General features: G+C 72.9%; 5 protein-coding genes. 4 read left to right on the top strand and 1 reads right to left on the bottom strand.

Annotated elements, in window-relative coordinates; genetic code table 11:
* Positions 1–130 precede the first annotated feature (130 nt).
* The 4 genes from ACQPZF_RS20100 (at position 131) to ACQPZF_RS20115 (ending at position 22501) form a co-directional block, all read left to right on the top strand.
* Positions 131–1447, top strand: a complete 1317-nt coding sequence (locus ACQPZF_RS20100) for an NB-ARC domain-containing protein (RefSeq protein WP_433273829.1) — start codon at positions 131–133, stop codon at positions 1445–1447.
* Between the two features lie 181 nt (positions 1448–1628).
* Entirely contained in the window at positions 1629–8240 is a 6612-nt protein-coding gene (locus tag ACQPZF_RS20105) for a polymorphic toxin-type HINT domain-containing protein (protein WP_433273831.1), read from the top strand.
* A 125-nt stretch (positions 8241–8365) separates the two neighbouring features.
* Positions 8366–14167: an RHS repeat-associated core domain-containing protein gene (locus ACQPZF_RS20110; protein ID WP_433273833.1), complete on the top strand. Its 5802-nt coding sequence runs from the start codon at positions 8366–8368 to the stop codon at positions 14165–14167.
* 51 nt (positions 14168–14218) lie between these two features.
* Positions 14219–22501, top strand: a complete 8283-nt coding sequence (locus ACQPZF_RS20115) for a proprotein convertase P-domain-containing protein (protein WP_433273835.1) — start codon at positions 14219–14221, stop codon at positions 22499–22501.
* Here ACQPZF_RS20115 and ACQPZF_RS20120 read toward each other — a convergent pair.
* The gene (locus ACQPZF_RS20120; RefSeq protein WP_433273837.1) at positions 22494–23408 is read right to left on the bottom strand and encodes a peptidoglycan-binding domain-containing protein; all 915 of its coding nucleotides are present in this window, start codon (positions 23406–23408) and stop codon (positions 22494–22496) included. The genes ACQPZF_RS20115 and ACQPZF_RS20120 overlap by 8 nt on opposite strands.
* Positions 23409–23463: the final 55 nt, after the last annotated feature.

The following is a 23463-nucleotide window of genomic DNA, read 5'->3' on the forward strand; positions in this document are numbered from 1 at the left end:
GGCCGCCGGCGACCGGCTGTTCGGCGGAACGGACGGGCTGTTCGGACAATGCCGAACGGGTTCGGACAGGAGATCGGCTTGTCGTCCGCCCCCGCCGCCAGCAGGGTCGGCCGCGGTGGGGTCGGGTGGAATGGGGGAGCACGTGATCGACGTCGATCCGGTGGGGGCGCGCAGCCGCGCGGAGTTCCTGGCACTGCTCAGACGGCGGCGCGAGGTGGCCGGCCTGTCGTACCGGCAGCTTGAGCGGCGGGCCCGGCAGGACGGCGGGTCGCTGCCGCCGAGCACCGTCGCCACCATGTTGCAGCGGTCCACCCTGCCGGCCCGCGAGCTGATCGCGGAATACGTCCGCGCGTGCGGCGGCGACGGAGCCGAGGTGGCCGGGTGGCTGGCGGCCCGGGACCGGCTCGCGGCGGCCGTCGAGGCGGCGCCCCTGCCGGCGGGCGCCCCGTCGCTGCCGGTGCCGCCGCGCCAGCTACCGCCCGCCCCGGTCGGCTTGGCGGGCCGCCGGGCGGAACTCGCCGAGCTGGACGTGGCGGCGGCCGAGTCCGGCCTGGTCGTGGTGACCGGCGCGCCGGGCGTGGGCAAGACGGCGGTGGCGGTCGAGTGGGCGCACCGCGCGGCGAACCGGTTCCCGGCCGGCCAGCTCCACCTCACCGCGCCCGCGACCGCCGGTGAGGCGCTGACGCACGTCCTGGTGGGTCTCGGCGTGCCGGCCCGCGCGGTGCCCGCCGACGAGCGGCACGCCGCCGCCCTGTTCCGGTCCCTGGTGGCCGACCAGCGGATCCTGCTGGTGCTGGACGGCGCGGTGTCGGCCGACCAGGTGCGGCTGCTGAGAGCCGGCGGCCCCGGTTCGTGCACGCTGGTGACCAGCCGGGACAGCCTGGTCGGGCTGTCGGTGTACGACGGCGGCCGGGTGGTCGTCGTGCCGCCGCTGGACCGGGGCCACGCGGTGCGGGTGCTCGCCCGCGCGGCCGGCGAACGGGTGGTGGCGGCCGAGCTGACCGCGGCGGCCCGGCTGGCGGACCTCTGCGAGGGCACACCGCTGGCCTTGCGGATCGCCGCCGCCGCACTCGACCGGACCGCGGGCACCCCGATCGCGGACCTCGTCGCCCGGATGGACGCGGCGGGCCCGCTCGCGGAGCTGGGCGCGGACGGCGACCCGCAGCTCGACCTGTCGGCGGTCTACGAACCCGAGTACGACCGCCTGGACGAGCCGGCACGCCGGGTGTTCCTGCTGCTCGGCGCACTGCCGACGGCGACACCGCAGGCGCTCGCCGTGGTGACCGGCGCTCCCGTGCCGCGCGTGCGGTCCGCGCTGCGCCAACTCACCGACCGGCACCTCGCGACCCATCTCGGCGGCGACCGCTTCACCATGCCGGGACTGCTGCGCGAATACGCCCGGCTCCGCGCCGAGCCCGTCGAACGCCGGGACAGCACGGCGGCCTGACGCCGGAGCCAAGCGCTTCTGAAGCTCGTGAAGCGACCGCGTCGAGCGATTCGTTGCCACAGCCCGCGTTCGGCATCGTTCGGAACAGTTCGCGCCCGGCGGCCCGCCGGGCTCGGCCGGATTTGCTGGCACTGGGCACTCCTGCCCGACGCCAGGACTCCGACCGAGGAGACGATCGCGGATGCGTGAGACACGTCGACGGCCGTTTCGAGATCGCAGACCCCTGTTCCGCACCAGACGCTGCCGGGTGGCCGTGGCGTTGAGCGCCGTGGCCGCCCTGGTGGCGAGCACGGTGTCCGGGACGGCCGCCCAGGCCGCCGAACCCGAGCGGCGTGGCTTTCCCAGTGTCGCGCAGTCCGCGTCGGTCCCCGGCGCGGCGAGCACGACCCGGCCGCGGCCCGCCGACCCGGCCGCCGAGAAGGCGGTGACCGCCGTCCCGGAGGTGACCTGGCCCGCGCCGGGCAACGTCGAGGTGGCGCTGAGCACCAAGGAGGCCGTCCGCGCGGCGGACACCCCGGTCGCGGTGACCTCCCGCGGGCCGCAACGGGTCCGCGTGGACGTGCTGGACCGGTCCGTCGCCGAGCGGGCCGGGGTGGACGGTGTGCTGTTCCGCGTCCAGCGGGCCGACGGGGCGCGCCGGGCCGGGCCGGTGGAGGTCGAGTTCGACTACTCGGGCTTCCGCAACGCGTTCGGCGGCGACTACGCCACGCGGCTGTCGCTGGTGCGGCTGCCCGCGTGCGCGGCGACGGACCCGGAGCGCGCCGAGTGCCGCACGGCCACGCCGATCCGGTCCCACAACGACGTCGGCAAGGGCCGCATCCGGGGCGAGGTGGCCGCCTCGCCCGCGCTGCGTCCCAAGACCCGCGGCGACGACCCGGAGGACATGCGGACGATGGCCGCGCCGGACGCCGTGTTCGCGGTGACGGCGAGCCCGAGCGGCAGCGCGGGCAGCTACCAGCCCACGTCGCTGGCCCCGTCGGCGATGTGGGAGGTGGGCCTCCAGTCCGGTGACTTCGCCTGGTCCTACCCGCTGGACCTGCCGCCGGTGCCCGGTCCGGAGCCGACGGTGGCGCTGTCCTACTCGTCCGGCGCGATGGACGGGCGCACGGCGTCCACGAACAACCAGGCGTCGTGGATCGGCGACGGGTTCGACTTCCAGCCGGGGTTCATCGAGCGCCAGTACACCTCGTGCGGCGCGGACATGGCCTCGGGCAACAACTCCATGCCCACCGGCGACCTCTGCTACGCCACCGCGAACGCCGTCGTGACGCTGCCCGGCGTGTCCGGTGAGCTGGTGTGGGACGGGGTCCGCCAGGTGTGGCGCGCGGAGGAGGACGACGGCTGGCGGGTGGACCAGCTCTTCGGCGCGGCCAACGGCGACAACGACGGCGAGCACTGGCGGCTGACCTCGCCGGACGGCACGCAGTACTTCTTCGGCCGGGCCGCCGCCGCGAAGTCGGCGTGGACCGCCCCGGTGTTCGGCAACCAGGCCGGCGAGCCGTGCCACGCGGCGTCGTTCGCCACCTCGTGGTGCCAGCAGGCGTACCGGTGGATGCTGGACTACGTCGTGGACCGGCACGGCGACGCCGTGGCCTACCACTACGACACCGAGACCAACCACTACGGCCGCGCCGGGGTCGCCTCGAACGCCACCCCGTACGTGCGCGGCGGGCAGCTCGCCCGGATCGACTACGGCCTGCGGGACGGGCAGACCGAGCCCGCCGCGCGGGTCGTGTTCACCGCGGCCGACCGCTGCGTGCCCGGTTCGCCGTGCCAGCGGTCCCGCCCGGCGGACTGGCCGGACGTGCCGTGGGACCAGCAGTGCGACGGCGGCGTGTGCACCGGCAAGACCTCGCCGGTCTTCTTCGGCTCCAAGCGGCTGGCTTCGATCACCGCGCAGGTGCGGGAGGACGGGCAGCTCAGGGACGTCGACTCGTGGACCCTGCACCACCTGTTCCCGTCGACCGATGACATGACCAGCCCGAGCCTGTGGCTGGAGTCGATCGTCCACACCGGACACGTCGGCGGCACCGAGACCACTCCGGAGGTGAACTTCGACGGCGTTCTGAAGGACAACCGGGTCGAGGTCGGCGACGGCGAGCCGTGGATGCGCAAGTGGCGCGTCTCCCGCGTGCACACCGAGACCGGCGGCCAGATCGACGTCACCTACGCGCCCGCCGGGTGCGCCGGCGGCACGCTGCCGGCGGCGGACGGCAACGGCCGGCCGTGCTTCCCGGCGCACTGGACGCCGCAGGGCGCGGGGCAGCCGGACCTGGACTGGTTCCACAAGTACCTGGTCACCCAGGTGCGGGAGATCGACCGGGTCGGCGGCTCGCCGGACGAGGTCACCTCGTACGAGTACGTCGGGGACGCGGCCTGGCACCACGACGATGCCGAGCTGGTGCCCACCGAACTCAAGACGTGGGGCCAGTGGCGCGGCTACCAGACCGTGAAGGTCCGCACCGGGGAGCCGGGCGGCCCGCGCACGCTGGTCGAGCACCGGTTCTTCCGCGGCATGCACGGCGACCGGAAGTCCGACGGCACCACGAAGACCGTCACGCTCGGCGACCAGCCGGACCTGCCGGCGCTGCGCGGCTTCGCCCACGAGTCGATCACCTACGACGGCGACGGCGGCGCGGAACTCGAACGCGAGCTGCACGAGCCGGTGATCATCGGTCCGAACGCGACGCGCCGGCGGGCGTCCGGCGACCTGGTCTCCTACGTCACCGAGGTCAAGCGCAGCCACACCCGCACGGCGTTGGCGGGCGGCGGCTACCGCGAGACCGAGGAACAGCACTTCTACGACGAGTACGGCGCGCACGTCCGGACCAACGACCTGGCCGATCTGTCCACTTCGGACGATGACACCTGCACCAGGGTCGAGTACGCGCGCAACCTGGACGCGTGGCTGATCGCGACCGCCAACCGCGTGCAGAAGGCGTCGGTGGCGTGCGGAACCACGCCGCAGCCCGCCGACGTCATCTCCGACCAGCGCACGTACTACGACGGCTCCGAGGCGTTCGGCACACCTCCGGTCAAGGGCGACCCGACCCGCGCCGAGGAGCTGTCCGGCTGGGACGGCGCGAACCCCTTGTACACCACGGTCGAGCGGTCGGTGTACGACGCGCACGGCCGGGAGGTCGAGGAGTTCGACGCGCTCGGCAACAAGGAGGCCACGGCCTACCTTCCGGCGGTGGGCGGCCCGGTCGCGTCGGTCGTGACGACGAACGAGCTGGGGCACACCGACACCACCGTGTTCCAGGCCGCGACCGGCGAACCGGTGGAGCGGGTCGACGAGAACGGCCGCCGCACCGTGATGGCCTACGACCCGCTGGGCAGGCTGGCCAAGGTGTGGCAGCCCGGCCGGGCGGTCACCGAGGTGCCGGACGTGGAGTTCGAGTACCGGCTGCGCGCCGACGGCCCGTCCTGGGTGACGACGCGGAAGCTGCTCGGCAACGGCGGGCAGCTCGCCACGCACACCCTGTTCGACGGGCAGTTGCGGCAGCGGCAGGTGCAGCGGTCCGCGCCGGACGGCGGCCGGATCGTGTCCGACACGGTTTACGACAGCCACGGCCGGGTCGCGAAGGTCAACGCCGACTACCACAACCCCGAGCCGTCGAACACCGACCTGCTGCTCGTGGCGGACGTCGACGTGCCGGCGCAGACCGTGTACGACTACGACGGCGCGGGCCGGGAGATCGCCGAGGTGTTCAAGGTCGAGGGCGCCGAGAAGTGGCGGGGCACGACCGCGTACGGCGGCGACCGGGTCACCGAGACACCGCCGGCCGGCGGGACCGCGACGACCAAGGTGCTCGACGCCGAAGGCCGGACGACTGAGCTGCGGCAGCACCGGAACGGCTCCGAGTACGACGCCACCCGGTACACCTACACGAAGTCCGGCGGGCTGGAGACCGTGACGGACCCGGCGGGCAACGTGTGGCGCACGCACTTCGACGTGCGGGGCCGGGAGATCCGGGTGGACGACCCGGACCAGGGCACGACCACGATGTCCTACGACGACGAGGACCAGCTCCTCTCGACCACCAACTCGCGGGGTCGGACCGTCGTGCACACCTACGACGCGCTGGGCCGCAAGACGGCGTCGCACGAGGGCTCCGCGGCCGGGCCGAAGCTGGCCGAGTGGGTGTTCGACGTGCTGGCCGACGGCACGTCCGTGAAGGGCGTGGAGGCGGCGTCGATCCGGTACGTCGACGGCCGGGGCTACCGGGACGAGGTGCTGGCGGTCGACGAGCAGGAGCGGCCGACCCGCACCGCGGTCACCGTCCCGGCGGGCGAGGGGCCGCTGGCGGGCCGGTACGAGTCGTCGCTGACCTACAACCTGGCCGGCCAGATCACCTCGGCGTCGCTGCCGGGCGTGGGCGGGCTGCCCGCCGAGACGCTCCAGTACGGCTACGACGAGCAGGGCAACCCGAGCACGCTCGACGGTGTCACCCCGTACGTGGCGCAGACGCTGCACACCAACCTCGGCGAGGTCGGGATGCTCGTCATGGGCGTGCCGGGCAGGCAGGTGGCGCAGACCTTCGAGTACGAGACGGGCACCCGCCGGCTGGTCCGGGCCGGGATGCTCCAGGAGAACGACCCGACCCCGACGGTGGACCGCACGCTGTCCTACGACCCGTCGGGCAACCTGACGAAGCTGGTCAACGCGGCGGCCAACCGCCCGGTCGACACCCAGTGCTTCCGCCACGACCACCTCGGTCGCATGACGGACGCGTGGACCGCCGACGACTGCGGCGCGTCGCCGAACGTGGGCGCGTTGACCGGTCCGGCGCCGTACTGGCACTCGTACACGTTCGACAAGACCGGCAACCGGCTCACGGAGGTGCAGCACGCGGCGGGCGGAGACACCACCCGCACCTACAGCTACCCGAACGCGGGCAGCCCGCAGCCGCACGGCCTCACGTCGGTGACCACCGCGGGACCGGGCGGTCAGCGCACCGACTCGTTCACCTACGACGCCGAGGGCAACACGGCGACCCGCGCGGTGGGCGGCCGGACGCAGCAGCTCACGTGGGCCGCGGACGGCGAGCTGACGAAGGTCGCCGAGGGCGACAAGGTCACGTCGTACGTGTACGACGCGGACGGGGACCGGCTGCTGCGCCGCGACCCGGAGGGGACGACCCTCTACCTCGGGACGACGACCGAGCTGCACCTGGACAAGGTCGGCCTGGTCACCGGCACCCGCTACTACGAGCACGACGAGACCACGATCGCGGTCCGGACCGGCGAGGGCGCGCTGACGTGGCTGTCGGCCGACCACCACGGCACGGCCGAGACGTCCGTCAACGCCGAGCTGCTGACCGCCGAGCACCGGCTGCACCTGCCCTACGGCGCGGAACGGGGCGCGGCCCCGGCGTCGTGGCCGGGTGAACGGGGCTTCGTCGGCGGCACCAAGGACGCGTCGACCGGCCTGACCCACCTGGGCGCCCGCGAGTACGACCCGGAGACGGGCCGGTTCATCTCGGTCGACCCGGTGATCGACGAGGACGACCCGCAGCAGCTACACGGGTACCTGTACGCCAACAACAACCCGTACACCTACTCCGACCCGGACGGCCTGTTCTGGTCGGGGCTGCTGAAGAAGGTCGCCAAGGTCGCGGAACTCGCGTCCTGGGTGCCCGGCCCGGTCGGGGCGGCGGCCGGCGCGGTGAGCGCGGCGGCCTACCTCGCGACCGGCAACAAGAAGAAGGCGGCCGAGATGGCCATCGGGGCCGCCGCCAGCCTGGTGCCGGGCGGCAAGCTCCTGCTGAAGGCGGGCATGGCCGTCGCGAAGTCGATCGGCAAGGCGGGCGCGAAGGCCGGTGCGAAGGGCGCGGTGGCCGCCGCGAAGACCGGCAAGGCGGTCGCCAAGGCGACGAAGGCGACCGCGAAGGGCGTCAAGACCGCCGCGACCAAGACGGCGCGGGCGGTGAAGAAGGCCGTCTCGAAGCGGGGGTGCAACTCCTTCACGCCGGACACCCCGGTGCTGATGGCGGACGGCACCCGCAAGCCGATCGGGCAGGTGGCGGTCGGCGACCTGGTGCTGGCCACCAACCCGCAGACCGGGCGGACCGAGGCCCGGCCGGTGACCGACACGATCCTCGGCCAGGGCGTCAAGGACCTCGTCACGGTCACCGTCGCGACCGACGCCGGACCGGGCGCGATCGTCGCGACCGACGGGCACCCGTTCTGGGTGGTCGGGGAAGGAGTGTGGAAGGAGGCCGGCGAACTCCGGGTCGGCGACCTGGTGCGTACCTCGGACGGGCGTGAACTGCCGGTCCTCCAGGTCGAGCGGCGGTCCGAGTACCTGCGGGTGCACAACCTGACCGTCGACGACCTGCACACCTACTACGTCGGAGCGGCCGACAGCGCGGTCCTGGTGCACAACGCCGGTTCGTCGTGCCAGGTGCACGCGAATCCGCCCAACAAGAAGGCCGCGTGCACCTGCGGCAAGATCAACGGCGGCACCAGGGGCGGCGTGCTGAACGGCGGCACGAAGACGGGCAAGTCCAAGACCGCCAAGGGGCAGCGCACCGACGAGGTCATCGCGAAGCAGGAGGAGCGCCAGACGTACGCGACCGTCGGGCACAAGGTGGTGCAGAAGTTCAAGGCGGGCACCGAGGACGCGGTGCTCGGCGGGCTCATGGGCGCGGCGGCGCTCGCGGCGGGCGGCGTCGGCCTGGCCAAGAAACTCCTCCCGAAGATCAAGAAGGCGATCGCCAAGCAGAAGCCCAAGGGCAAGCACCGCAAGACCAAGAAACCCGCCACCCCGAAGAAAAAGAAGAAGCCGTAGGGGTGTTCGGACCTGTTCGGCACAGCGCGGAGCACTGTTCGAACAGGGTGCGGTGACAGCAGGGTGAGCGTCAGGGCCGGGGTGCGTCGCCCCGGCCCTGACGTCGCTTGAGGGGGAGATCCCGCGTGGTGGCTGCGAGAGGTCGTGGACGGGCGTTGGCGCTGAGCGCCGTGCTCGCGTTGTCGGTCGTGGTGGTGCCGCCCGGTGCGGCGCAGGCGTGGGCGTGGCCGGAGCGCGCGCCGGAACGGTCGGTGGCGGGGACGGCGGCGGGCTCCGTCGCGCCGCCCGCGCTGGAGGTGACGGCCGAGGCGGTCACATCCGCGCCGGAGGTCACCTCCCCGCGGGCGGGGGCCGTGGAGGTGCTGGACCGCGCCGCCGCCGAGCGGGCCGGGGTGAACGGCGTGCTCTTCCGGGCGCGGGCGACCGGCTCGGCGGCGGTGGAGCTGGACTACTCCGGTTTCCGCCAGGCGTTCGGCGGCGACTTCGCGACCCGCCTGCGGGTGGTGGACCTGCGCAGCGGCCGGGTGGTCCCCGCGCGGAACGACACCGCGGCCGGGCGCATCCGCGCCGAGGTGGCCGGCGGCACGGCGGGTGGCCGCACCACCGGGCCGGACGGCGTGCGGGTCGCGGCGGCCCCGGGTCCGCTGTACGCGCTGACCGCCGGCACGGCGGGCGAGGCGGGCAGCTTCGCGCCGACCTCGCTGGCCCCGTCGGCGACGTGGGCGGTGGGCGTGCAGTCCGGCGACTTCTCGTGGAACTACCCGATCCAGGCGCCGCCCGCGCCGGGGCCGACGCCGCAGATCGCGCTGGCCTACTCGTCGGGCGTGGTGGACGGGCGGACCGCGTCGACCAACAACCAGTCGTCCTGGGTGGGCGAGGGGTTCGGCTACGAGCCGGGGTTCATCGAGCGCACCTACAAGCCGTGCGCCGAGGACGGCCACCCGGGCAAGGGCGACCTGTGCTGGGACCGCCAGGCCGCGCACCTCGTCCTGCCGGGCGTGACCGGTGAGCTGGTGTGGGACGCGACCAAGGGCGTGTGGCGGGTCGCCAACGACGAGGGCTGGCGGGTGGAGTCGCGCACGGGCGCGGCCAACGGCGACAACGACGGCGAGCACTGGGTGGTGACCGGCCCCGACGGCACGCAGTACTCGTTCGGGCGCAACGGGAACGCCAAGTCCACCTGGACGGTGCCGGTGTTCGGCAACGACGCGGACGAGCCGTGCCACGGGCCGTCGTTCGACACGTCGTGGTGCCAGCAGGGCTACCGCTGGACCCTGGACACCGTCACCGACGTCCACGGCGACCAGGTCACCTACTCCTACGACACGGAGACCAACCACTACGGCCGCGCCGGGGTCGCCTCGAACGCCACCCCCTACGTGCGCGCCGGACACCTCGCCCGCATCGACTACGGCCACCGCGCGGACACCGAGCCGACCGCGCGCGTGCTGTTCGACAGCGGCTCCCGGTGCATCCCCGGCTCGGTGTGCGACGCGTCGCACCCGGTGGACTGGCCGGACACGCCGTGGGACCTGGGCTGCGCGGGCGGCAACTGCCCGGCGGCCGGCCCGAGCTTCTGGGGCACCAAGCGGCTCGCCAAGATCACCACGCAGGTCCGGCAGGGCGCGGGGTTCGCCGAGGTGGACTCGTGGACGCTCGACCACGTCTTCCCGGGCACCGAGGACCACACCAGCCCGACGCTGTGGCTCCGGTCCATCACCCGCACCGGGCACGTGGGCGGCACGGCGAGCCTCCCCGGGGTGCTGTTCGACGGGGTGCGGCTGGCCAACCGGGTCGGCGCGGCGGACGGCCTGCAGCCCATGAACAAGTGGCGGCTGTCCCGCATCTACAACGAGACCGGCGGCGTGACGGAGGTCGGCTACCTGAACGACCGCTGCGACCCGGCGACCCTGCCCCGGCAGGACGCGAACGAGGAGAACTGCTTCCCCACCTACTGGCTGCGGCAGGGCGCGGCCACGCCGGAACTGGGCTGGTTCAACAAGTACGTCGTCGGCGAGGTCGCCGAGGTCGACCGGGTCGGGCAGGCTCCGCGCAAGGTCACCCGCTACGAGTACGTGGACGCCGGCCCCGCGTGGCGGTACGACGCGGCCGAACTGGTGCCGTCCCGGTTCAAGACGTGGGGCTCGTGGCGCGGCTTCCAGAAGGTCAAGGTGCGCACCGGTGACGCGGACGGCCCGCAGACGCTGACCGAGCACCTGTTCCTCCGCGGCATGCACGACGACCTGCTGATCGACGGCACGCGCCGCAAGGTGGAGGTCGTCGACTCGCAGAACAAGAAGTTCGAGGACAAGCCGGGCCTGGCCGGGTTCGCCCGGGAGACGGTCGTGCGGGACGCGGCCACGGGCGCGGAGATCTCGGCGGAGTTCCAGCAGCCGTGGCTGTCCGACCCGACCGCCGTGCGCAACCGGGACAGCGGCCCGCTGGAGGCCCGCGTCCTCAAGGTCGACTCGGTGCAGACCCGCACCGTCGTCGCGGGCGGCGCGCGGCTGGCCGAGACCCGCACCGAGCACGACGGCTACGGCAGCGTCACCAAGGTGCACGACCTGGGCGACGTGGCGGTGGCGGACGACGACGTGTGCACCACGACGACGTACGTCCGCAACACCACCGCGTGGATTCTGAACCGCCCCAACCGGGTGGTCACGGCGTCCGTCCCGTGCGGCACCACGGCGAACCCGGCGGACATCGTGTCCGACGAGCGCACGTTCTACGACGGCGCGACCTCCGTCGACGCCGCGCCGACCAAGGGCGACGTCACGAAGACCGAGGAGCTGGCGTCGTGGGACGGCACGCAACCGGTGTACGCCACCACGTCCCGCGCGACGCACGACCTGCACGGCCGGGTGGTGGAGTCCTTCGACGCGTCGGGCGCGAAGACCACGACGGCCTACCGGCCCGCGACCGGCGGCCCGGTCACCGGCGTCACGGTGACCAACCCGCTCGGCCACACGACCACCACCGAGTCGGAACCGGCGCGCGGCCGGACCACCGCCACGGTGGAGGCGAACAACCGGCGCGGTGAACGGACCTACGACCCGCTCGGCCGGCTCACCGCCGCGTGGCAGCCGGGACGTCCCGGCACCGAGAGCCCGACGGTGCGGCACGAGTACCTCATCCGCGCCGACGGCCCGGCCGTGGTCACCACGCACCGGCTGCTCGGCTCGGGCGACTACGCCACCAGCCACACCCTGTACGACGGCCTGCTGCGCGAGCGGCAGACCCAGTCCCCGTCGCCCAACGGCGGCCGGATCGTCACCGACACCCTGTACGACACGCACGGCCGCGTTTCCCGGACCAACGCCGGCTACCACAACCCGGACGCGCCGAGCACGTCGCTGCTCGTGGTGGCCGACGCCGACGTGCCGTCACAGGACGTCGTGGAGTACGACGGCGCGGGCCGCACCAGCGCGGAGGTGCTGCGTTCGTACGGCCAGGAGAAGCACCGCACGACGTTCACGCACGGCGGCGACCGGGTGAGCGAGGACCCGCCCGCCGGCGGCACACCCACCACGGAGATCACCGACGTGCGCGGCCGGCTCGTCGAGCTGCGCCAGTACAGCGGCGACGGGCCGACCGGCGACTTCCACGCCACGACCTACGGCTACACCAAGGCGGGCAAGCGGTCCTCGGTGACCGACCCGGCCGGGAACGCGTGGCGGTTCGACTACGACCTGCGTGGTCGCCAGGTGCGCGTGGAGGACCCGGACAAGGGCGTCGCCACCATGGCGTACGACGACAAGGGCCGGCTGACCGGCGTCACCGACGCGCGTGGCCGGACGCTCACCCACACCTACGACCCGCTGGATCGGAGAACCGCGTTGCACGAGGGGGCGACACGGCTCGCCGAGTGGACGTTCGACAGCCTGCCCGGAGGTGTGGGCGCGCCCGTGGCGGCGATCCGGCACGTCGACGGCGAGGAGTACCGGACGGAGACCCTGGGCTACACCGCCCAGGGCCTGCCGACCGGGACCGCCGTCACGATCCCGTCCCGCGAGGGCGCGCTGGCCGGCCGCTACGAGTCCACTGTGGACTACAACCAGGCCGGCCAGGTCGTCACCACCACGGTGCCCGCCGTGGGCGGCCTGCCCGCCGAGACGCTGACCACCGGGCACAACGCGGTGGGGCTGGAGCAGACGCTGGGCTCCGACCTGGCGCAGTACGTGGTGGACACCGGTTACACCAACACCGGCCGGCTCCGCGACCGCATCCTCGGCGGGCGGGTGATGCGCAGCTACACCTACGACGACGCCACCTCCCGGCTGACCGGCGTGAAGACCGAACTGGACACCGGGGCGGTCGCCGTCGACCTGAACCTGGGCTACGACGCGATCGGGAACGTCGTGTCGAGCGCCGACACCGTGTCCGGCGACGCGCAGTGCTTCCGCACCGACTCGTTCCGGCGACTGGTGGAGGCCTGGACCGCCGCCGACTGCGCCGCGCCGAGCCTGGAGGCGTTGGGTGGGCCGGAGCCGTACTGGCACACCTACGGCTACGACCGGGCGGGCAACCGGACTCGCGAGACGCGGCACGCGGCCGGCGGTGACACGGTCCGCGACTACGCCTACCCGGCGGGGTCGCACCGCGTCGCCACGGTGACCAGCGGGTCGCAGGTGGACGGCTACGGCTACGACGCGGCCGGCAACACCACCACCCGCCCCGGGCAGACCCTGTCCTGGAACGCCGAGGGCCGCCTGGCCGAGGTGCGGGCGGGTGCGGACGCGACCACGTTCGAGTACGACGCCGACGGCAACCGCCTCCTCCGACGCGACCCGGCGGGCAGCACGCTCTACCTCGGCTCGGCCGAGGTGCGGCTACAAGGCGGCGTCGTCACCGGAACCCGGCACTACGCGGTCGGCGGCACCACCGTCGCGGTGCGCACCGAGTCCGGCCTGAGCTGGCTCGCGGACGACCACGCCGGCACGGCGGGCGCGGCGGTCGACGCCGACAGCCTCGACGTGACGGTGCGGCGGCAGCTCCCGTACGGCGCGCCGCGCGGCACGGTCCCGGTGTGGCCCGGCGAGCAGGGCTTCGTCGGCGGCGCGACGGACCCGACCGGCCTGACGCACCTCGGGGCCCGCGACTACGACCCGGCGGTCGGGGCGTTCGTCTCGGCCGACCCCATCCTCAACGCCGAGGACCCGCAACAGCTCCAGGGCTACGCGTACGCGAGCAACTCGCCGGTGAGCTTCGCCGACCCGAGCGGCCTGACGTCGAAGCTGTCGCCCGCGCCCGAGCCGGCGCGGACCATCCTGTGGGACGCGGCGGTCACGGCGTACCGGACGGGCGGCGACCTCGGCTACCGCTCGCTGTACACGTGGCACGCGCCGGCCGCCGAGTCGGAGCGGCCCGCGTACGACAGCCCGGCCTCGTTCATCGACCAGCTCGTGAGCGGCCGGGGCGGCTGGTCGCCGAAGGTGCCGCCGGGCTACACCACGCCGCCCGGCGCGGAGTCCCCGACACCGGTGCCCGGCATCCCGTCGGGTGGGTCCGGGGGTTCCGGCTACGGCAGCCCCGGCGACGGGAGCCGGCGGGTCGACTGCCGGAGCGAGGGTTCGGTGCGCACCTGCCACTACAGCCCGATCCGCAAGCCGAGCTACTCGTACTCCGGCGGCCGGGTGATCGGCTACGACCTGATCGGCGAGTTCGGCGACGGCTACGGCGACACTCACGGCGGTCCGTACGTGGACGACGGCATCGGCGAGTTCGACTACGGCGACGGCTACTTCGAGGAGCGCGAGTACTGGGAGTACGACCGCTGCAAGCCGTGGAACCCGTGCGACACCAAGCCCGGCTTCGTCAAGGGCTACAACCCGCCCGGCCTGTACGACGACGACAAGAAGAAGGGCAAGGGCGGCTCGAAGAACACCGGCAAGGGCGGTTCCAAGAGCGGCAAGAAGAAGAAGTAAGGCGGACCCGCGGTGACATCCCGAACCGGTGCGGCGAGACACCGCACCAGCGTGGCCACGGTCGTGGCGATCCTGGCGGCGGCGTGCCTGACCGGAACCGGGCAGGCCCGCGTCGCACCCCCGACCGGCGTCCCGGCCGCGGCTTCGGCCTCGGCTGGGGAGACGGACGTCTCGGCCGCAGCTCCGGCTTCGGCTCGGGAGACCGACGCCCCGGCCGAGGCCTCGGCGTCGGCTCGGGCGCGGGCGACCGGCGAGCCGGTCGAGGTGGACGCGCTCGGCACGGAGGACACGAAGGTCGTCGCCGACCCCGGCGGGACGTTCACCGTCACGATGTACAACAAACCGGTCCGGGCGCGTACGGCCACCGGCTGGGCGCCGATCGACACCACGCTGGTGGCCCGTCCGGACGGGACCGTCGTGCCGAAGGTCTCGGCGGTGCCGGTGGTCCTGTCCGGCGGCGGGACCGTCCCGCTGGCCCGTGCCGGGCAGCACGGCCTGGACTGGGACGGTCCGCTGCCCGAGCCCGTGCTCAGGGAGGACACCGCCACCTACCCCGACGTCCTGCCGGGCGTGGACCTCAAGCTCACCGCCACCGCGACGGGCTTCGCCGAATCGGTGGTGGTGCGGGACGCCCAGGCGGCGCGCAACCCGAAGCTGCGCGAGCTGCGGTTCGGCTCGATGACGGCGGGCGCGGTGCCGGCCGTCACCGATGTCGCGGCCCTGGACGATCCCGGGACCACCTACCCGCTGTCCATGGACGGCCCGAAATGGGGTGAGAAGCTGCACTGGATGCTGTTGTCCCACAACACGACCACCGGCGCGAAGGCGGCCTACTGGGACTCCCAGCACGTGGCCCGGGTCGGCCGGACGCAGGGGCAGGAGCTGCGGTGGCGGTCGTACTACGAGCTGAACACGGCCGCGATCGCGGGCAAGCACGTGCTGCGCGCGGAGTTGCAGATCTACCAGTGGTGGGCCGAGTCGTGCGCGCCGCAGCCGGTGGAGCTGTGGCACATCGGCGGGATCGGCCCGACGACGGCGTGGGGCGACTCGACGCCGTTCATCCGGAAGGCCGCCGAGATCGCCACCGCCAAGGGCTTCGACGCGAACTGCCCGCACGGCCGGGTCGGGTTCGACATCAAGGACCTGATGGTGGAGGCGGCGAACGGGCGGTGGCCGACCACCACCGTGGCGTTGAAGGCACGGGAGGACGCGACCGCCTACGGGGGCAAGGAGTTCCTGGACCGCCCAGTGCCCGAGCTGGGTCTGTCCGACGCGGTGCTGGCGGTCGTGGGCCAGTACAACGCCCTGCCGGACGCCGCGACGGAGCTGACCGTCGGCGGCGAGCCCTGCACGGACCAGGGTGTGGTGGTGAACTCGGCGACCCCGACGCTCGGCGCGCGGATCTCCGACGCCGACACCGTGACCGGGCAGAACATCCGCGGTGTGTTCCGGTGGTGGGAGGAGACCGGCGCGCCGCCGTCGGCCGTGTCGAGCGCCGCGACGCCGTTCGGCGGGCCGGGCGTCGTCGGCGTGACGGTGGGCCAACCGTTGCGGGACGGCGCTGCCTACTCGTTCGGGGTGACCGCGGAGGACGGGGTGGACGCGGGCCCGGACCGGCCGTGGTGCCGGTTCACCGTGGACCTCGGCAAGCCCACGACCGCGCCGACGGTGTCTTCTCCGGACTTCCCGGCGAGCCCGGCGAGCGGTCCGCCGATGTACCGGCCGGGACGGTTCACGTTCAGCGCCGACGGCGATCCGGACGTGGTCGCGTTCAGGTACGGGATCGGGCGCGCCCCGGTGACGCCCGCCGCGGAGGTCCGCGCCGACGCGCCCGGCGGAACGGCCGCCATCACCCACACCCCGGACGCGGCGACGTCGTTCACGGCCAACTCGCTCGTGGTGGTGGGCGTGGACCGGGCGGGCAACGCGGGCCCGAGCCGCACCTACCAGTTCAAGGTGTCGCCGGTCGTCACGACCACCACCGTGTACGCGCACTGGAACACCAACTCGGTGACCGGTGGCAGGCTGGCCGACAGCACGGGGAAGGCGGCCGGCCAGCCCAAGTTCGACGCGACGATCTCCGGCCCGGTCACGTCGACCAGGGATCGCGTGGGCAGCACCACGGGCGCGGTGCGCTTCGACGGTGTCTCGGCGCACGCCGCCACCACCACACCCGTGGTGCCGCCGACCGGGAACACGTTCGGCAGCTTCACCGTGATGGGCTGGGTGAAGCTGGACCGGATGGACGACTGGGCGACGGCGGTCAGCCAGGACGGCGCCGTCCACAGCGGATTCGCGCTGAAGTACAACCACTACCCGCGCACCTGGCAGTTCGCGATGGAAGGGTCCGACACCGCCACCCGCAGCACGTTCACGGCCGACTCGATAGCCGCGCCGCAACTCGGGGTCTGGACGCACCTGGCGGGCGTGTACGACCACGGCGCGGGCAAGATGTCCCTGTACGTCAACGGAAAGCTCGCGGGCCAGGCGGACCACACCAGCACCTGGCACGCCGCCGGGCCGACGGTCCTGGGGCGGGCGAAGTACAACGGCGTGCCGGACGACTTCTGGCCGGGCGACCTGGACGAGATCCAGGTGTACCCGTGGGCGGCGTCGGCGTTCGAGGTGCGGCACCGGCTGGGCAGCGTCCCGACGTTCGCGCCGAAGGCCAGGTGGGCGTTGAACGAAGGCGCCGGACAGGTCGCCGCGGATCTGGAGGGCAGCGGCCACACGCTGGCGCTGCGCCCCGGCACGTCGTGGGTTCCCGGCGGTTCGGGCGGCACCGCCCTGCGGTTCGACGGGAAGGACGGGCACGCCAACACCGGCGGCCCGGTCGCGCCCCGGACCGCCGACGGCACGTTCGACAGCTTCACCGTGATGGGCTGGGTGAGACTGGACGAGCTGGGCCGCTGGGCCTGGGCGGTGAGCCAGGACGGGCGGCGGGACAGCGGCTTCACCCTCGGCTACTCGTCCTACCCGCGCGGCTGGGCGTTCGGCATGAGCGGCGCGGACGCGGACGGCAACGCCGAGGGCGGCTACGCGGTCGCCGACCCCGTTCCGCAGATCGGCGTGTGGACGCACCTCGCGGGTGTCTACGACCACGCTGCCGGGACGATGACCCTGTACGTCAACGGCCGCGCCGCCAAGCAGGTCGCGCACCGCAGCACCTGGTACGGCGAGGGCGCGCTCCAGGTGGGGCGGGCCAGGAACGACGGCTGGCTCACCGACTTCTGGCCGGGCGAGGTCGACGACGTCCACCTCGTCGCCGAGGCGAAGTCGGCGGCCGACGTCCGCGCCGCCATGGCGGGCCCGTCGTTCGCGCCCGGCGCGCGGTGGGCGTTGGACGACAACGGCTCCGACGCGACCGGCAACGGCCACACCCTCGCGCTGTGGCCCGGCGCGTCCTGGTCGACCGGCCGGTTCGGCAGCGGGCTGCGCCTGGACGGCGTCGAAGGCCACGCCTACACCGCCGGACCCGTGGTGCGCCGGGATTCGAGCTTCACGGTCGCCGCGTGGGTGAAGCTGGACGCGGTGGACCGGCACCAGGCCGTGGTGAGCCAGGACGGCCCGCAGGCCAGTGGTTTCCGGCTGCACCACGACAAGGACGCCAAGGCGTGGGCGTTCACCATCGACGGTGACGTGGACGGCGTGGTGCGCGGCACGGCAGCGCCGCGAGCGGGGGAGTGGACCCACCTGGCGGGGGTGTACGACGCGACGGCCGACAAGATGCACCTGTTCGTCAACGGCCGCCTGCAGGCCTCCGCGACCTACACCGGCACGGTGCGGGCGGAGCAGGGGCTGGCGATCGGCCGCGGTCGCGCGGACGGCACGTGGGTGGACCGGCTGGCCGGGTCGGTGGACGAGGTCGAGGTGCGCGACGAGGCCGTGAAGCCGGAGCAGGTCCTGGCGCTGAGCCGGATACCGGTCCCCACGTTCGAGCAGAACCAGCCGACGAAGATCGAGGACCTGGCGGTCGCCGAGAGCACGCGGGACGTGACCGGCCTGTCCGCCGACATGCTCGGCTCGCTGCGGGTGCGGGTGAAGCTCACCCACACCTACCGGGGCGACCTGGTGCTGCGGCTGGTCGCGCCGGACGGCACCGAGTACCTGCTGGAAGACCTCGTCGGCACCGGGGACGTGGACGACTTCGACAAGACCTACCCGCTCAACGCGTCCGGTGAGATCGCGAACGGCACGTGGAAGTTGCGGGTGGAGGACAAGGTCCTCGGCGACACCGGCACCATCGATAGCTGGAGCATCTCCGCGCCGCCGAGCAACGAACCCGTGCCGTCCGCGCCGTGGCCCAAGCTCACCGGTTCCGGTTTCACGGTCGGGAACAACACCACGACCGAGCGTTCGGTCACGGTGTCCGGCATCCCCGGCAACGCGCCGACCAACCTGAACGTGGCGATCGACAAGACGTCGAGCTGGGCGGGCGACCTCAGGGTGTCCGTGGTGTCCCCCGACGGCAAGGAGCACCTGCTGCACGACGGCTCGCTGCCGACGCCGCCCACACCCGCCGACGCGTGCGGACGGGGCGGGGACACCTACGACATCAAGAAGAACTACCTCGTCAACGTGTCCACCGCGATCGCGAACGGGGTGTGGAAGCTGCGGTTCAAGCACACCAGCAGCAGCGGCGCGCCGACCGTGAACTCGTGGAGCCTGTCCTCGGCGATCAACATGCAGGCGTCCACCACCGCGCCGGACACGAAGTTCGCCAACCCCACCGACGTCACGATCGACGAGTACCAGACGTACAGCTATGCCCACGTGTGCGGGGTGGCCGGCAGCGCGGCGCGGGACCTGCGGGTCGCGGTCGACGTCCGGCACCCCAACCGGGGCGACCTGAAACTGGAACTGGTGGCGGCCGAGGGTGCGGCGACCTACCTGCTGGAGGACGTGCCGGACGACGACACCGGCGACAACGTGGTGAAGACCTACCAGATCCCCGGTGTGGCGCAGCTCGCGAACGGCGGCTGGGAACTGAGGGTGACGGACTTCCGCACCGACTGGGTGGGCGTCGTCAACGAGTGGAGCATCCAGCTCCTGCCGAGCGCGCAGGCGACCCCGTCCGCCGGGTGGAAGGCGGAGAACACCGCCGACGTGTCGATTGTGGACGACGGTTGGACGGAGTCGCCCGTCACGGTCGCCGGCCTGACCGGGATGGCGCCCAAGGCGTGGCAGGTGTCCGTCGACATCAAGCACACCCACCGCGGCGACCTCGCCCTGTACCTGGAGGCCCCGGACGGCACCGGCTACCTGTTGGAGGACCTGACCGGCACCGGCGACGTGGACGACCTGGCGAAGGCGTACACGGTGAACTCGTCGGCCGAGATCGCCAACGGCGTGTGGAAGCTGAAGGTGCTGGACGCGGTGTGGGGTGACGTCGGGATCATCGACTCGTGGAGCCTGTCCGCCGTCGGCCTCTCCCCGGTCACCACCGACGTCCGCGTGCCGGTCGCCGACCTCGCGACCGCCGACAGCCCGCTGACCGTGGCCGGGGCGACCGGCAACGCGCCCAACGGGCTGCACGTCCAGGCGGCCGTCACCCACCCGAAGCCCGAGCAGTTGGTGATCACGCTGGTCGCGCCGGACGGCACTTTGTACCCGCTGCACGACAAGAAGGCCGTGCTGCCCAAGCTGTTCCGGGTCGACGCGGCGGCCGAGGCCGCGAACGGGGTGTGGAACCTGCGGGTGCAGGACACCGTGTCCGGCGAGGCCGGTTCGATCGATTCGTGGGGGCTGGTGCTCCCGCCGGCGGTGTCGTGGCCGGAACAGCGCGGGTCGGCGTTGAAGGTGGACGGCCCGGCGCACGGGGCGACGGGCACGTCGTACGCGCGGGTGGCCGGGGTGTCCGGCAACGGCCCGGTGGACCTGCGCCTGACCGTCCGGACATCGTACTACTGGGTGAGCGAGCTGAAGATCACGCTGGTGGCCCCGGACGGCACGCCGTACGTGGTGCACGACCGGGCCGACAAGATGCCGGAGACCTTCACGGTGGACGTGTCGAGCGAGGTCGCGAACGGGCAGTGGAAGTTGACCGTGCAGCGCAACAGCAGCAGCGGCACGGTGGACATCACGTCGTGGAGCCTGTGGTCCCCGATCAACCAGCAGGCGACGCCGTCCGGCCCGGCGACCAAGTTCGCCAACGGCGGTGACGTGACCCTGCCCGACGACGGGTGGTCCTCGGCGTCGAGCTACGCGTGGGCCGCCGGGATCACCGGTGCGGAGCCCAAGGACGTGCGGGTGGCCGTGGACATCAGGCACCTCAACCGGGGCGACCTCAAGCTGGAGCTGCGCACGCCGGACGGCGCGGCGACCTACCTGCTGGAGGACATCCCCGATTCGGACACCGGCGACAACGTGTTCAAGACCTACCAGGTCTTCGGCGTCGCGCAGATCGTGAACGGTAGCTGGGAACTCGTCGTCACCGACACCAAGACCGGCAACACCGGGTCGATCGACGGGTGGAGCGTGCAGGTGCTGTCCGCGCCGCAGGCGGTCCTGCCCGCCGGGTGGCGCGTCGAGAACGGCACGGACACGTCGATCCCGGACTACAACGTGGTGGACTCGCCGATCACGGTGTCCGGGCTCACCGGCATGGCCCCGAGGGAGTGGGACGTGACGGTGGCGCTGAAGCACACCTACCGGGGCGACCTGACGCTGCACCTGGTGGCCCCCGACGGGACGGCGTACCTGCTGGAGGACTTCGCGGGCGTGGCCGATGTGGACGACCTGGACAAGACGTACACGGTCAACGCGTCGTCCGAACTCGGCAACGGCGTGTGGAAGCTCCGCGTCCGGGACCGGGTGTGGGGCGATATCGGGCACATCGACTCGTGGAGCCTGTCCGCCGCGCCCACGGGCACGCCGACGCCCGCCGTCGCGTGGCCGGAGAAGCGCGGTTCGGCGTTGAAGGTGGACGGCGCGACGCACGGCGTCACCGGGACGTCGTACCTGCGGGTGGCCGGGGTCGCCGGGAACGCGCCGGCCGACCTGCGGCTGACCGTCGCCACGTCGTACTACTGGCTGAGCGAGCTGAAGATCACGCTGATCGCGCCGGACGGCACCTCGTACGTGGTGCACGACCGGGCCGACACGATGCCGGGGACCTTCAAGGTCGACGCGTCGAGCGAAGTGGCCAACGGTCAGTGGAAGTTGACGGTGCAGCGCAACAGCAGCAGCGGCACCGTGGACATCACGTCGTGGAGCCTGTGGTCCCCGATCAACCAGCAGCCGACACCGCCCGGTCCGGTCACCAAGTTCGTCAACGGCGGTGACGTGACCCTGCCCGACGACGGGTGGTCGTCCGCGGAGAGCTACGTGAACGTGACCGCGACGCCCGGCAACGCACCGGCCGACCTGCGGGTCGCGGTGGACGTCAAGCACCCCAACCGGGGCGACCTGAAACTGGAACTGGTGGCTCCGGACGGGACGGCGTACCTGCTGGAGGATCTTCCGAACGGCGACACGGGCGACAACGTGTTCAAGAGTTACCAGGTCAACGGATCGGCGGAGACCGCCAACGGGTCCTGGCGGCTGCGCGTCACGGACACGGTGACCACCAACACCGGGAACATCGACGGCTGGAGCCTGCATTTCGGCGGCGTGCGGGCCGTCGCGCCCGGCGCGAGGTTCGAGAACACCGCCGACGTCCCTTTGCTGGACAACGGGACCGCCGAGTCGACCGTGTCCATCGCGGGCTTCACGGGCCCGGTGCCGGCGGGTCTGCGCGTCGGTGTGGTGCTGCGCCACCCGCAGCGCGGCGACCTGAAGCTGGACCTGGTCGCGCCCGACGGGTCCGTGTACGCGCTGGAGGACCTGACCGGGAGCGGCAACGCCGACGACGTGGTGGACGAGTACAGCGTCAACGCGTCGGTCGAGTTGGCCAGCGGCACGTGGCGGCTGCGGGTGGCCGACACCGCGCTCGGCGACGTCGGCGTGATCGACTCGTGGAGCCTCACGTTCCCCGCGCCGACGAAGTACCACGACTCCGGCAACGTCTCCATCGCCGATAACGGCGCTCCGGCGTCGAGCGTCATCCCGGTGGCGGGCCGGACCGGCAACGCGCCCACCGACCTGCGGGTCGTCGTGGACGTCAAGCACGCCAACCGGGGCGACCTGGTGCTGTCGCTGGTGGCCCCGGACGGCACGGTGTACCCGCTGGAGGACATCCCCGCCGGCGACACCGGGGACGACGTGCTCAAGACGTACTGGGTGGACGCGTCGGCGGAGGCCGCCAACGGCGGTTGGGCGCTGCGGGCCCAGGACACCGCCGCCGGCAACACCGGCCTGATCGACGCGTGGAGCGTCCAGTTCGGGGTTAGCTGACGGGCTGCTCGCAGTGCCACCGGCGGAAGTCACCGGTCCGCCGCCACACCTCGCGCGCCATCTGGATGTTCCGCTCCGGGTCGAGCGCCGTGGTGTGGTCGGTCCGGAAGTCGAACAGCACCTCGCGGTCGTTGAGCTGGAACAGCCCCCAGTCCCGCGTGCGGTCGGGCCGGCCGTAGATCCACAGTGGGTCGAGCCGGGAGAGGCAGTCGGTCAGCCGCACCGCCCGGTCGGGCTCCTCCGGGAACACCTCGCGGACCCGCCGCTCGACCTGCTCGGGCGTCCACGAGCCGATGCTCCGCCGCCCGGCCAACGCGGTCCTGGTCGGCTCGTCCGCGATCCCGGTCGGCGGCAGCCCGGAGAGCTGCTGGAACGCGACCACCCGCATTTTCGTGTACGGCCCGAACCGCCCGTCGGCGGGCAACGCCAACCCGTTGCGCTGCAAGGCGACCTGCAACTCCTTCACGCACAACCCGTCGTCACCCATCGCCAGGTCGGCCGCGCAACCCTCCGCGGTGCCGGCCGACTGCAAGGCGATCGTCAAGGCCCCCACCGTCGCCGCGACGGCGAACACCTTCCGCAGCCGGGACGGCGCGCGCACCGGAGCGGCCTCGTGGACCTCGCCGACCGCGAGCCTCCGCCGCGCGTCGACCCACCGGCCCACCTCGTCGTCGTCCCCGCCGCAGGCCCGGACGAACGTCACCACGAGTTCCTGGCGCGGCAACGACTCCCGCCCCAGCGCGGTGGCGACCGTGGTGTGCGGCAACACCTCGCCGTTGGCCCGCGCGTTGGCTTCCACCTGCCGGTACGTGCACCCCGACCAGGTCCTCAGCGCCCGCAACGCCCGCACGTAGTCGGCGGCCGTCGACACCGCGGCCGGATCGGGTCGCGACTGGTCTTCCCCCATGGCGGGGATGCTGCCATCCGGCGCGCGCCACCTCCAGCGGCCGAACGGCGGCCGG

This window comes from Actinosynnema sp. CS-041913 (assembly GCF_050942485.1).
Lineage (GTDB): Bacteria > Actinomycetota > Actinomycetes > Mycobacteriales > Pseudonocardiaceae > Actinosynnema.